Annotated in this window: 10 protein-coding genes and 3 pseudogenes; 9 read left to right on the top strand and 4 right to left on the bottom strand. The window is 49.6% G+C overall.

Annotated features, from left to right (window positions below; genetic code table 11):
* Positions 1 to 304: 304 nt before the first annotated feature.
* The 3 genes and pseudogenes from ACTHSP_RS12065 to ACTHSP_RS12055 form a co-directional block, all read left to right on the top strand.
* A complete protein-coding gene (locus tag ACTHSP_RS12065; protein WP_440346164.1) occupies positions 305 to 1,624 on the top strand; it encodes an MFS transporter in 1,320 nt (439 codons plus the stop codon).
* Between the two features lie 317 nt (positions 1,625 to 1,941).
* Positions 1,942 to 4,557, top strand: coding sequence for a bifunctional acetaldehyde-CoA/alcohol dehydrogenase (adhE, locus tag ACTHSP_RS12060; RefSeq protein WP_063068428.1), 2,616 nt, complete (start codon positions 1,942 to 1,944; stop codon positions 4,555 to 4,557).
* Between the two features lie 125 nt (positions 4,558 to 4,682).
* A pseudogene (locus ACTHSP_RS12055) lies at positions 4,683 to 4,823 on the top strand (helix-turn-helix domain-containing protein); the annotation flags it as partial.
* A 321-nt stretch (positions 4,824 to 5,144) separates the two neighbouring features.
* Here ACTHSP_RS12055 and ACTHSP_RS12050 read toward each other — a convergent pair.
* The 3 genes and pseudogenes from ACTHSP_RS12050 to leuS all read right to left on the bottom strand — a co-directional run.
* Positions 5,145 to 5,234, bottom strand: a pseudogene (locus ACTHSP_RS12050) (DNA adenine methylase); the annotation flags it as partial.
* Positions 5,207 to 5,997: pseudogene (locus ACTHSP_RS12045) on the bottom strand (DpnI domain-containing protein). The pseudogenes ACTHSP_RS12050 and ACTHSP_RS12045, both read right to left, overlap by 28 nt.
* A gap of 139 nt (positions 5,998 to 6,136) precedes the next feature.
* Positions 6,137 to 8,767 carry a leucine--tRNA ligase gene (leuS, locus tag ACTHSP_RS12040; protein ID WP_440346163.1) on the bottom strand — a complete coding sequence of 877 codons (2,631 nt, stop codon included), beginning with the start codon at positions 8,765 to 8,767 and terminating at the stop codon, positions 6,137 to 6,139.
* Positions 8,768 to 8,977: 210 nt separating this feature from the next.
* On the opposite strand from leuS, the gene dnaJ reads away from it, so the two are divergent.
* A complete protein-coding gene (gene dnaJ / locus ACTHSP_RS12035; protein ID WP_314513455.1) occupies positions 8,978 to 10,147 on the top strand; it encodes a molecular chaperone DnaJ in 1,170 nt (389 codons plus the stop codon).
* A 65-nt stretch (positions 10,148 to 10,212) separates the two neighbouring features.
* Here the strand turns inward: dnaJ and ACTHSP_RS12030 are convergent, their stop codons facing one another.
* Positions 10,213 to 10,617, bottom strand: coding sequence for a MarR family transcriptional regulator (locus tag ACTHSP_RS12030; RefSeq protein WP_314513473.1), 405 nt, complete (start codon positions 10,615 to 10,617; stop codon positions 10,213 to 10,215).
* Positions 10,618 to 10,802: 185 nt separating this feature from the next.
* Between ACTHSP_RS12030 and ACTHSP_RS12025 the strand changes: the two genes are divergently transcribed.
* The 5 genes from ACTHSP_RS12025 to ACTHSP_RS12005 all read left to right on the top strand — a co-directional run.
* Positions 10,803 to 11,258: a hypothetical protein gene (locus tag ACTHSP_RS12025; RefSeq protein WP_314513457.1), complete on the top strand. Its 456-nt coding sequence runs from the start codon at positions 10,803 to 10,805 to the stop codon at positions 11,256 to 11,258.
* Between the two features lie 23 nt (positions 11,259 to 11,281).
* Positions 11,282 to 11,719, top strand: coding sequence for a cytochrome b (locus ACTHSP_RS12020; protein WP_314513459.1), 438 nt, complete (start codon positions 11,282 to 11,284; stop codon positions 11,717 to 11,719).
* 37 nt (positions 11,720 to 11,756) lie between these two features.
* Positions 11,757 to 12,227, top strand: a complete 471-nt coding sequence (locus ACTHSP_RS12015) for an antibiotic biosynthesis monooxygenase family protein (RefSeq protein ID WP_314513460.1) — start codon at positions 11,757 to 11,759, stop codon at positions 12,225 to 12,227.
* 283 nt (positions 12,228 to 12,510) lie between these two features.
* On the top strand, positions 12,511 to 13,089 hold the full coding sequence (locus ACTHSP_RS12010; protein ID WP_314513461.1) for a TMEM165/GDT1 family protein: 579 nt from the start codon (positions 12,511 to 12,513) through the stop codon (positions 13,087 to 13,089).
* 1 nt (position 13,090) lies between these two features.
* On the top strand, positions 13,091 to 13,555 hold a 465-nt coding region (locus tag ACTHSP_RS12005), incomplete at its 3' end, for a TIGR01621 family pseudouridine synthase (RefSeq protein WP_440346162.1).

Below are 13,555 nucleotides of genomic sequence, written 5' to 3'. Positions count from 1 at the left end.
CATCTGTTTACATATTACAAATAAACATCATAACCCAAGCATGAAGCCTTTGCAAAAAACGGCAGGCCGTCTGAAAAACAGACCATCGGTTTCAGACGGCCTGAAGTAATTTCTTGTTTCATGTTTCAATATGGTATGCGGTTTATCGCCGAGATTAAGATATTCAAAAATAGCCAAAAAACGCGCGCTTCCTATTCTTTGCATATTGTATAAATGTTAAACTCTATTTTCAGGTTTGTAGCTGAAACTAAAGCAGTTATTGCTAAAATCCAATTCAATAATACGCAAACAAAGGAAAGAAGTTATGGATATTCTGACGCGGCTGCACAATCTGCCGCCCTCCCGCTTTCATTACAAACTTCTGGTTTTGGTCGGCATAGGCTGGTTGTTTGATGCTATGGATACAGGCTTGGTGTCGTTTGTATTGCCGGCTTTGGGCAAAGATTGGGCGCTGGCTCCGGCGCAGTTGGGTTGGATTGTCAGCATTGCTTTTGTCGGCATGGCCTTGGGTGCGGTATTCAGCGGCTGGCTGGCGGATAGGTTCGGACGGAAAACCGTTTTTGCCGGCACGATGGTGGTGTACAGCATTGCCACAGGTTTGTGTGCGCTTGCGCCTGATTTGACGGTTTTGCTGGTGTGCCGCTTTTTTGTCGGCGTCGGTTTGGGCGGCCAGCTGCCCGTTGCCGTGTCGCTGGTCAGCGAATATGCGCCGCCGAAAGTACGCGGCCGTTTTATTGTATTGCTGGAAAGCTTTTGGGGCTTGGGCTGGCTCTCGGCTGCGCTGGTGTCTTATTTCTTTATTCCGCAAACCGGCTGGCACAGCGAGTTTTTATTCGGCGCCTTGCCCCTGTTTTATGTGCCGTTGGTGTTGAAATTCGTTCCCGAATCCGTGCCTTACCTGCTTTCCCGCGGCAAAACCAACGAAGCGCACCATTTAGTATCCGCGCTGGAAATTCAATCGGGCATAACGCCGCCGACAGAAGCCGTTGCCGCACCGGCCGCCCCGCGCGAACGCATCCGCTTCTTCCAACTTTGGCAACATCCGTTTGCACGGCGCACGCTGATGCTGTGGCTGGTTTGGTTCGGCATCGTGTTTTCGTATTACGGCATTTTCACTTGGTTGCCCAAACTGCTGGTCGAGCAGGGCAATACCGTGGTCAAAACCTTTGAATATGTGCTGGTGATGATTGTTGCGCAACTGCCCGGCTATATAGCCGCCGCGGCTTTGGTGGAAAGAATCGGCCGCAAAGCAACGCTGGCAGGCTTTCTGGCCGCGTGCGCCGTGTGCGCATGGTTTTTTGGGCAAAGCACAACTGCGGCTGAAGTCATGATCTGGGGCAGCCTGATGTCCTTCTTCAACTTGGGCGCATGGGGCGTTTTGTACACCTACACCCCTGAACTCTACCCCTTGCGCTTCCGTGCCTTCGCATCCGGCTGGGCAGGCGCCATCGGCCGCGTCGGCGGCATACTCGCGCCCATGGTAGTGGCGGCGATGGTGGGCAACAGCGGCGGCTTCGGCAATATCTTTATGATGTTTGCGCTGGTTATGCTGCTGATTGTGGCGGTAATCTTGGTATTGGGTGAAGAAACCAAAGGTCGTACGCTGGAAGACATTAGCCAATAAACGGTAAAGCAAAAAAGGCCGTCTGAAAAATATTTTCAGACGGCCTTTGTTTATTTGAGTTTGTAATTTTAATACATCGATTTTCTGTTTTTATCTTAATTATCGAGGAAAGCGACGAAGAATAACCGTCTTTGTTTTTGTGTAGATAAAAATATTATACTTCAAAGAATTAAAATGAATAAACGATAAAATGGCCGTCTGAAAAGTTCAATCATGGTTTGTGATGTAGGTCAAAGCAAAATGTAACTAAATTACCTATAGTTATTGTAGTGAAAATTTATTGACATTATTGCCACCTTTTATTAAGGAGATACACCATGAACGCATCAGCCGACAACGTCGTCAGCCCAGCCGTAGCCGAGGTAAACAGCCTGGTTGACAAGGGTTTACGGGCATTAGACGAGTTTCTTAAGCTCGATCAGGAGCAGATTGACTTTATTGTTGCCAAAGCCTCTATCGCCGCGCTGGACAAACATGGTGTACTCGCCATGCACGCGGTAGAAGAAACAGGGCGCGGCGTGTTTGAGGATAAGGCGACGAAAAACCTGTTTGCCTGCGAAAACGTCGTGCGCCGCCTGCGCGATTTGAAAACCGTGGGCGTCATCAGCGAAAACGATGTAACCGGTATTACGGAAATTGCCGATCCGGTCGGCGTGGTTTGCGGTATTGTGCCGACGACCAATCCAACCTCCACCACCATTTTCAAATCCCTGATTGCGCTGAAAACCCGCAATCCGATTATTTTCTCGTTCCACCCGTCCGCCCAGCAGTGTTCCGCCCATGCCGCGCGTATTGTGCGCGATGCGGCGATTGCGGCCGGTGCGCCGGAAAACTGTATCCAGTGGATTGAAAAGCCGTCTATGGAAGGCACTTCCGCGCTAATGAAGCATCCGGGCGTGGCAACGATTTTGGCGACCGGCGGCAATGCGATGGTGGAAGCCGCGTACTCTTGCGGCAAACCTGCGCTCGGCGTCGGGGCTGGCAACGTACCTGCTTATGTTGAAAAAACGGCGGACATCAAACAGGTGGCACACGATATTGTGATGTCGAAATCTTTCGACAACGGCATGGTGTGCGCCAGCGAGCAGGCGGTGATTGCCGATAAAGAGATTTACAAAGAGTTGGCCGAAGAGTTCAAATCTTACGGCGTGTACTTTGCCAATAAAAAAGAAAAAGCCATGCTCGAAGAGTTTATCTTCGGCGTAACGGCGAATTGCGCCAGCTGTGGCGGAGCAAAACTTAATTCCGCCGTCGTGGGCAAACCGGCGGCATGGATTGCCGAACAGGCCGGGTTTAAAGTGCCTGAAAAAACCAACATCATCATCGCCGAATGTCGCGAAGTCGGCCCGAACGAGCCGCTGACCCGCGAAAAACTTTCACCTGTTTTGGCCATGATTAAGGCGGATTCGACCGAACAAGGTTTGAAGTTCGCCGAAGAAATGGTTGCCTTCGACGGTTTGGGACACTCTGCCGCCATCCATACCGCCGACGAAGAATTGGTCAAAACGTTCGGCTCCCGCGTCAAAGCGCTGCGCGTGATTTGGAATTCGCCTTCCACCTTCGGCGGCATCGGCGACGTGTACAACGCCTTCCTGCCTTCTCTGACCCTCGGTTGCGGCTCTTACGGTAAAAACGCCGTCGGCGGCAACGTCAGCGCAGTCAATCTGTTAAACATCAAAAAAGTAGGCCGTCGGAGAAACAACATGCAATGGTTCAAAGTGCCCGCCAAAATCTATTTTGAACGCGATTCCATTCAATATCTGCAAGACATGAAAGACTGCGAAAAAGTCATGATTGTGACCGACCGTTCGATGGTTGATCTGGGCTTTGTCGATAAAATCACCCATCAACTGCATCAACGCAAAAACAAAGTGACCATCCAGCTGTTTACCGACGTCGAAGCCGATCCGAGTGTCCAAACCGTCTATAAAGGCACGGATTTGATGCGCAGCTTCCAGCCCGATACCATCATCGCGCTGGGCGGCGGCTCGCCGATGGACGCGGCTAAAGCCATGTGGCTCTTCTACGAGCAGCCGCAAGTCGATTTTGAAGACTTGGTGCAAAAATTCATGGACATCCGCAAACGCGCATTCCGTTTCCCTGAATTGGGCCGCAAAGCCAAATTTATCGGCATTCCTACCACGTCGGGTACAGGCTCCGAAGTGACGCCGTTTACCGTCATCAGCGACGGTGATAAGAAATATCCGATTGCCGACTACTCGCTGACACCGACCATTTCGATTGTCGACCCTGCGTTTACCATGACCGTACCGGCAGGCGTAACTGCCGATACCGGTTTGGACGTACTGACCCACGCCGTAGAAGCATACGTTTCCGTACTGGCAAACGACTTTACAGACGGCCTCGCCCTGCAAGCCATCAAGCTCGTATTCCAATACCTCGAACGCTCCTACAAACACGGTGCAGCCGATCCTGAAGCGCGCGAGCATATGCACAATGCCTCCACCATCGCAGGTATGGCATTTGCCAATGCGTTCTTGGGCATCAACCACTCGATGGCACACAAAATCGGCGGCAAATATCATGTTCCGCACGGCCGTGCCAACGCCATCCTGCTGCCGCACGTCATCCGCTACAACGGCACGCGTCCGCAGAAAACCGCCACTTGGCCGAAGTACAACTACTACAAAGCCGACCTGAAATATCAGGAAATCGCCCGTACTTTAGGCCTGCCATGCAGCACACCGGCAGAAGGCGTCGAATCCTTCGCCCGCGCCTGCCATGAGCTGGCAGTCAACGTCGGCATAAAAATGTCGTTGAAAGAGCAGGGTATCGATGAGAAAACCTTCCTCGACGGCAGAAAAGAGCTGGCCATGATGTCTTTTGAAGACCAATGCACCCCGGCCAACCCACGCCTCGCGATGGTGGCCGATATGGAAGAAATCCTGACCAAAGCCTACTACGGCGAATAAAATCGGGCAGTTAAAAAGGCCGTCTGAAACCTGAATATAGGGTTTCAGACGGCCTTTCGTATTAGAACTAAAGTTGATACTTATTGTATGTGGAATTTAATTTGCAAACATTAAGAATAGTCATCATGAAATCAGAAATTTTAAAACAATTTGGCAAACATGTTCGTCATTTAAGACAACTCCAGGATTTAAGTCAGGAAGCATTGGCTGAAAAAGCGAATATGCACCGGACTTATATCGGAATGATAGAACGTGGAGAGCGTAACCCCGCCCTATTAAATCTTATTCGTTTGGCTAGCGCATTAGATATTTCTTTACCTGAACTTTTAAGGACTATGTTAATGACGGAAACTGTGATAATGAATCTAACTGATTCGTATGGTTTTTTTAGAGAAAACATCGGAAGGACGCTAGGAGATCTAAAACTTGAATATCAAACCAGATTTCCCAAGTTCACCGCTTCCAGTAACTTTGATCAGTTAATCAGCGATCAGATAAGCTTTGAAGATAGTTGGATATACCAAAAAATAAAGAATTTGCTATATGTTCCTATTTGTAAAGTCGACAACAATCCTGACAAATGGTACAACCGTTTTCAGAATGGCAGAAGAATAAATATCCCTTGTGAATTCAGTATCATGATTTGAAATCAAAACGCCTTGGGAGTTAGGCGCAATTTATTGATTTTTTGTAAAGTCCGCGACCAATGAATTCGATCATATTTTGATCACGCAAAATTTGTAATTGTTGGCGGATTTTGTCTTTGATATGGTTGTTTCGGGGAAATTGGATGGATAGTTTGTTTTCAAATTCATACATTTGTGACAATGTGAATTCTTCGGGGAGTTGATCGATACATTTCATAATAGCCAAAAGCCAGCCTTTGCGTTCCGCATTTTGGTTGCGTAAAAATAGATTGGATTGCCATTTTTTTAGAACGATTTCGGGTTCGATAATGCGGGAATTGTCTATCAAGAATATTTTGCCGCTTTCAGGTAAAGGTACAAGATTAATGGAACACATGATGTGGTGTGGTCGGTTTTTAATACCTTTATTTCTGGGAATAATCATGTCCGGTGTTATGAAATGTTTAGGTACAAGCACCAATTGCTGTATGGAGTAATCCGCTTTTTTATATGCAAGAAAGAAAAAGTTGGGGTTGGTATCTGACTGGATGCGCTCCAACATGGTGTGATATGCACCGTCAGGTACACTATTACCTATAGTTTTTTGATTTTTACTCTTTAATTCATATTGCTCGTGACAGTTTGGACAAAAGAGGTCTGCAACAGGTTTGTTATTGGTAAATCTCTGCATCGGCTTGCTTCCGCAACAGGGGCAGTAGCCGTTTTTTTCTAGCCAAGCCTCGCTCATTACGCGGATTTTGTGGGTTGCTTTATTTTGTTGCTTTCCCAATTCGGTATCGAAAAATAAATTCATATTTTGGATTTTGAGATTTAAGTTATTTGAGGTCTGTAATGTAGACAACTCAATCTATCTTAAAAAGGTCGTCTGAAAACCCTGTTTCCAAGTTTTCAGACGACCTTTCCTAATTACAGCAATCAATGCCGAATCAGCTTTACACCACGATGTTCACCAGTCTGCCCGGTACGACGATGATTTTCTTCGCAGGCTTGCCTTCCATGAATTTCACTGCGCCTTCGTTGGCAAGGGCGGCGGCTTCGAGGTCGGCTTTGGAGGCGTCGGCGGCGATGGTGATTTTGCCGCGCAGTTTGCCGTTGACTTGAACCATCACTTCGATTTCGGATTTAACCAAGGCGGCTTCGTCGACTGTCGGCCAGCCTGCTTCCCACAGTTTCGCGCTGTTCAATTCGCTCCACAGGGTTTCGCAGATGTGCGGCACGATGGGCCACAACAGGCGTACGGCAGCTTCCAATACTTCTTGGGCGACGGCGCGGCCTTGTTCGCCGCCGGTGTCGGTTTTGTCGTATTGGTTGAGCAATTCCATTACGGCGGCGATGGCGGTGTTGAACTGCTGGCGGCGGCCGTAGTCGTCGCTGACTTTGGCGATGGTAGAATGCAGTTTGTGGCGCAGGTCTTTGAGTTCTTTAGACAAACCGTCTTGGCTGCCTGCGAACGCTTTGACCGCTTCGCCTTGCTTCAGGTATTCGTAAACGGTACGCCACAGACGACGCAGGAAGCGGTGTGCGCCTTCGACGCCGCTGTCGCTCCATTCGAGGGACTGTTCGGGCGGTGCGGCAAACATCATGAACAGGCGGGCGGTGTCCGCGCCGTAGGCGTTAATCAGTTCTTGCGGATCGACGCCGTTGTTTTTGGACTTGGACATTTTTTCCGTGCCGCTGATGACGACGGGGAGGCCGTCGGCTTTGAGGACGGCGGAAACAGGGCGGCCTTTGTCGTCAAAAGTCAGCTCGACATCGGCAGGGTTGATCCAGTCTTTGCCGCCTTTATCGTTTTCGCGGTAGTAGGTCTCGCAAACGACCATGCCTTGCGTCAGCAGGCGTTCAAACGGTTCGTCAACATTGACCAAGCCTTCGTCGCGCATCAGTTTGGTGAAGAAACGCGCGTACAGGAGGTGCAGAATCGCGTGTTCGATACCGCCGATGTATTGGTCGACCGAGCCCCAGTATTTCGCGGCTTCAGCCGATACCATGCCTTCTGCGAACTTGGGCGACATATAGCGGAAGAAATACCAGCTCGATTCCATGAAGGTGTCCATGGTGTCGGTTTCGCGTTTCGCCGCGCCGCCGCAGCATGGGCAGGTGGTTTCGTAAAACTCTGGCATTTTTGCCAGCGGCGAACCCATGCCGTCGGGTACGACGTTTTCAGGCAAAACGACCGGCAGTTGGTCGGCAGGGACGGGAACGTCGCCGCATTTTTCGCAATGGATGATAGGAATTGGGCAGCCCCAGTAGCGTTGACGGGAAATACCCCAGTCGCGCAGGCGGTATTGGGTTTTCGGTTCGCCTGCGTCTTGGCTTTGCAGCTTGGTGGCGATGGCGTCGAAGGCCGTCTGAAAATTCATGCCGTCCAAGTCGCCGCTGTTGACCAATACACCGTTTTCTTTGTCGCCGTACCATTCTTGCCATTGGTTTGCGTCGAATTCGTTGTCGTCGACAGCAATGACTTGTTTTTTCGGAAGATTGTATTTGGTGGCGAATTCGAAATCGCGTTCGTCGTGCGCTGGAACAGCCATTACCGCGCCGTCGCCGTAGCCCCACAATACATAGTTGGCAATCCACACTTCCAGCTTGTCGCCGTTGAGCGGGTTGACGACGTAGCGGCCGGTCGGCACGCCTTTTTTCTCCATCGTCGCCATATCGGCTTCGGCAACCGAGCCGGCTTTGCACTCGGCGATAAATGCCTGCAATTCGGGTTTGTCGGCGGCTGCGGCGGTTGCTAGCGGATGCTCGGCGGCAACGGCGATATAAGTCGCGCCCATCAGCGTGTCGGGACGGGTGGTATAAACTTGCAGGAATTTCGCGTAATCGCCTTCCAAGCCCTGTTTGCTGTCGTCTGAAACAGCGAAGCGCACGGTCATACCGCGTGATTTGCCGATCCAGTTGCGCTGCATGGTTTTGACTTGTTCCGGCCAGTGTTCCAGCTTGTCCAAATCGTTGAGCAGCTCTTCGGCGTAATCGGTGATTTTGAAGTAATACATCGGGATTTCGCGTTTTTCGATCAATGCGCCTGAACGCCAGCCGCGTCCGTCGATGACTTGCTCGTTGGCAAGGACGGTTTGATCAACAGGGTCCCAGTTTACCGTGCCGTTTTTGCGGTACACGATGCCTTTTTCAAACAGCTTGGTAAACAGCCATTGTTCCCAGCGGTAGTATTCGGGTTTGCAGGTGGCGACTTCGCGTTCCCAGTCAATCGCAAAACCCAAGCTTTTGAGCTGGGTTTTCATGTATTCGATGTTGTCGTAGGTCCAAGTAGCGGGGGCGACGTTGTTTTTCATCGCCGCGTTTTCCGCAGGCATACCGAACGCGTCCCAACCCATAGGCTGCATGACGTTGAAGCCGTTTAAGAGTTTGAAGCGGCTCAATACGTCGCCGATGGTGTAGTTGCGTACATGCCCCATGTGCAGCTTGCCGCTGGGGTAGGGGAACATGGAGAGGCAGTAGTATTTGGGTTTGGAAGCGTCTTCGGAGACGTTGAAAATACGCTCGTCGTCCCATTTTTTCTGCGCCGCAGGCTCGATGGCGGCGGGTTGGTAATGTTCTTGCATGGTCATTCTGTTTTTCGCTTGAAAACGTTGGAAAAAATAAAGATGGGATTATAGCAGGTTGTCGGGCCTGTCGGTTTGACAAAGGCCGTCTGAATGTTTGGATGTCGGAAAAGCACAATTTCAGACGGCCTTGAAAATACTGACTTGAGTTTTTGATACTCGCCCACATATCCCACCCAGTTTGAATTCATTCTTAACACTATCAAAATTATGAGCAATAAAGATTATTACGAAACCCTTGGTGTTGCCCGCAGCGCTAGCGATGATGAAATTAAAAAAGCCTACCGCAAGCTGGCAATGAAATACCATCCCGACCGCAATCCTGATAATAAAGAGGCGGAAGAAAAATTTAAAGAAGTCCAAAAAGCTTACGACACCTTGTCTGACAAGGAAAAACGTACCATGTACGACCAATACGGCCATGCCGCGTTCGAACAGGGCGCAGGTGCGGGCGGATTCGGTGGCTTTGGCGGTTTCGGCGGCCAAGGCGGATTCGGTGGCACGCAAGGCTTCGATTTTTCTGATATTTTCAGCCAAATGTTCGGCGGTGGCGGCAGCGCAGGCGGCCGTCAGCCGGATTACAGCGGCGCGGACTTGCAGGTTGGCATAGAGATTTCGCTTGAAGAAGCCGCTAAAGGCGTGAAAAAACGCATCAATATTCCAACTTACGAAGAATGTGATGTCTGCCACGGCTCAGGTGCCAAACCGGGCACATCTGCATCGACTTGTTCGACCTGTCACGGCTCAGGTACGGTACACGTCCGCCAAGCCATTTTCCAAATGCAGCAGACTTGTCCGACTTGTCACGGTACAGGCAAAGAAATCAAAGATCCTTGCGTCAAATGCCGTGGCGAAGGCCGCACCAAAACCAGCAAAACGGTTGAAGTCAACATTCCGGCAGGCATCGACGACGGTCAACGCATCCGTTTGAGCGGCGAGGGCGAGCCGGGTCAACACGGCGCGCCGGCAGGCGATTTGTACGTCAATGTACGCGTAAGACAGCACAAAATCTTTGAGCGCAACGGCTTGGACCTGCATTGCGAACTGCCGATCAGCTTTGCCATTGCCGCATTGGGCGGCGAAGTCGAAGTGCCGACTTTGGACGGTAAAGTCAAACTGCACATTCCGAAAGAAACGCAAACCGGCCGCCGTATGCGCGTGAAAGGCAAAGGCATCAAGTCTCTGCGCTCCAGCTCGACCGGTGATTTGTACTGCCACATTTTGGTTGAAACACCGGTCAACCTGACCGACCGTCAGAAAGAGTTGTTGGAAGAATTTGAAAAAATCTCCTCCGGTCTTAATCTCAGCCAAACCCCGCGCAAAAAATCGTTTTGGGAAAAAGTAGGCGAAAAAGTAGGCGATTTGTTCTCCGATAATTAATCGCTGTGAAAAAGGCCGTCTGAAACCTGTTTATATTGGGTTTCAGACGGCCTTTTTTATATTTTTCAGCCTTTTATCATCTTTTGTTGTTTCAATATAATCTTCTGTGCCATTTCCAAAAACAGCTTCTGCTCGTCTGCCGATAAATCCGCCAAGGATTCTTGGTTGATGGCTTTGGCAATTTCGGTGGATTTTAATTGTAAATCACGCGCGTGTTCCGTCAGCATAATCAAACGGCTGCGTGCATCTTCAGGATTCGGCTCCCGTGTAATCAATCCATCTCGCTCCATCCGTGCCAGAGTGTTGGCAATCGTTGCCTGTTTTAAATCGGCGCGTTCTACCAATTCCTGTTGGCTCAAGCCGTCTTTATTCCATAGCTCGATCAAAATTGGAAATTGTGCAGGCGCAATCCCCAGTGGTTTTAAGCCTTCGCTCAATAAAATGGCAAATTGGCGGGCAATATGGTTCATCAAATAGCCGGCTGATTGGTTTTTGAATGAGTCGTTCACTTTATTTCCTTTTAAAACAAAATCCTATGAATTATAACACAAGTATAGCTTGCTATATTAATCAATAGCAAGCTATACTTATCTCAACTTAATAGCTTGCTATATAAATTTCAGACGGCCTATCTTAAACATTCAAAGGAAATATTATGAACCGCGATACTTTACGCAAAATCCATGCCGCGGCAGGAGCAGGTGCATGTTTATTCATCGCCTCATTTTGGAGCAGCACCGTATTAAGTGAACTCTTCGGTTCGCATGAAACCATCGTTGTCGTAAAGCAAGCCATTGTTTATGCGCTATTCGGGCTGATGGCTTGTATGGCAGTTGCAGGCGCGACAGGCATGAAAATGGGTGGAAAAAGCAAACATACTGCGATTGCTGCGAAACGCCGACGCATGCCGTTTATCGCCGCCAACGGAATGCTGATTTTGCTGCCTTGTGCCTTTTTCTTGAACAACCGAGCTTCTGACGGACAGTTTGACAGTGTGTTTTATATCGTTCAAATCGTAGAACTGATTGCCGGTATGGTTAATCTGACGCTGTTGGGACTGAGCATGAAAGACGGATTTTCTATCCGTAAACCCAAATTGAAATCCATTTAATTGTTAATTTAAGAGAAAACATCATGAAACCTGATATTCCGCAACGTTACGGCACTACAACCCGCTTTCTGCATTGGACTATGGCGGCCTGCTATCTGTTTATGTTTGCAACTGCCATTGCTTGGAATATGGATGAAAGTCTGAAGTTTTTGACTAATCCTCATAAGGCGGTTGGCTTTCTTCTGCTGATATTGTCTGCTTGGCGTGTGATGCGGGCAATCCGCCAGTCCAGCAACCGACCGGTTGGCAGTATGGCCGCCAAATTTGGACATTGGGCAATGTATCTCCTGATGCTTGCCGTTCCAGCCACAGGTGTTATGCGACAAATTACTCAGGAAGGACAGATTCACGGTGTACTGGCATTTTCGTTGTTGTTCTTGTCTTTGGGACATATCGGCATGGTCGTTTACCACTACATCAAAGGCGAATCCGTAATGCCCCGAATGTTCGGAAAAACTTAAATCTCACGTCAACTCAAACCTATAAGGAACTATCCATATGAATATCCGTAAAAAAACAGCTCTGATTGCCGCTGCCGCCACTGCCTTTGTCGCTGTCGGTTGTACTGCAAATGCCAAACAGTGGCAGGAAAAATGTGAAGCCTTTCAAAACAGTGTCGTCCTCATTAATACTTTTGAAGTGCCGCAGGGTAAAGAAGCCGAAGCTTTGGCTTCTTGGCAAAAAGCGCGTGATTTTTTGAAAACCCAGCCGGGCTATATAGCTACGCGCCTGCACCAAAATATAGATCCAAACGGTAAATATCATTTGGTCAACGTAGCCCGTTGGCGCAATATGGAAGATTTTAAAGCCGCTACTGCCAAGATGCGTCAGGCCCTGCCGGATAATATGCCTGAAGGGGTTACAGCCAGCCCGGGTTTGTTTAAAGTGATTGAAAACGATATGCCGCATGGTTTTGGCAGATACAATGGCAGAGGATCCGGCCGTAAATTTGAAGTATGCGGCAAGTAATCGCAGGCCGTCTGAAACCTGCTTGAATGAGGTTTCAGACGGCCTTTTGTTTTTCTTGCTTCAAACTTTTGTTTGCCTTACAATTCGCGCTTCACTCTTACGGGAGTAGCCATTCGGCGCAATGCCGAAACCGTTGTCAACATAATCGGCTTGTGCGGCCGTGGCAGCGGTATCTTCTATGCTTTATCTGAAGACAGGCAAGACGTAAGCGTTGTCCATACCCTTGCGGGCGGTATGCACAGCGCTTTTTGTTTGCCCGCTTTTCGGTTGAGTATCTTAAATCATGGAAGCTTTTTTCTCCTCGATGCTGGGCGTTGCTATTGCCGAAATCGGCGATAAAACGCAATTGCTCGCGCTCTTTTTGGCTGCACGTTTTGCCCACAAAAACGCGATTGTTGCCGGTATTTTTATTGCAACCCTGTTGAACCATCTTGTTTCAGCCGCACTCGGTGTCTGGCTGGCATCCGCTATTTCGCCCGAAGTCATGAAATGGGTGGTCGGCGGCAGCTTTATTGCGGTCGGTTTATGGCTGCTGTTGCCGGACAAAGACGAAGACCCTGACGGCAAGTGGCTGAAATACGGCGCATTTACGGCGACGGTCGTCCTGTTTTTCTTGGCTGAAATCGGCGATAAAACGCAAATTGCGACGGTTCTTTTGGCAGCCAAATACCAATCTATCCTGCTGGTCGTGGTCGGCAGTATTGCCGGTTTGATGATTGCTTCTGTGCCTGCCGTGTATTTGGGCGAAATGCTGATGCGCAAGATTCCGGCCAAAGCAGTGCGCATTACCGCATGTATCTTGTTCTGCTTACTGGGTATTTTGACCCTGCTTGGCGACGGTATTGTGTTGAAGGCCGTCTGAAATGTGGGACATTGTTTTTGAACACAAAGACTTTGTGGTCATCAATAAGCCTTGCGGCGTATCGGTGCACAGCGAATCGGAAGGAGATGTTTGCCTGACTGCTTCGCTGGCGCAGCAACTCGGCGTTGAACGCGTGTGGCTGGTTCACCGTTTGGATAAAGCCACCAGCGGCCTGTTGCTGTTTGCGCTCAACCGCGACAGCGCGGCCGCTTTGTCGGCACAGTTTGCCGAGAAAACCATGCGTAAAACTTATTTGGCACTCGGTACGCACAAGCCGGCGAAAAAGCAGGGCTGGGTGAAAGGCGGTATGGCGCGTTCGCGGCGCGGTACATGGAAGCTGACGCGTGATGAGGATAATTTTGCCGTTACCCGTTTCAGCAGCCAAAGCCTGAAGCCCGGTTTGCGCCTGTTTGTGTTGCAACCGTTTACCGGCAAAACCCATCAGCTGCGCGTGGCCATGAAAAGC

This window comes from Neisseria sp. P0001.S005 (assembly GCF_051963715.1).
The sequence above is the reverse complement of the archived record's forward strand: the minus strand, read 5'-3'. Positions and strand labels throughout refer to the sequence as shown.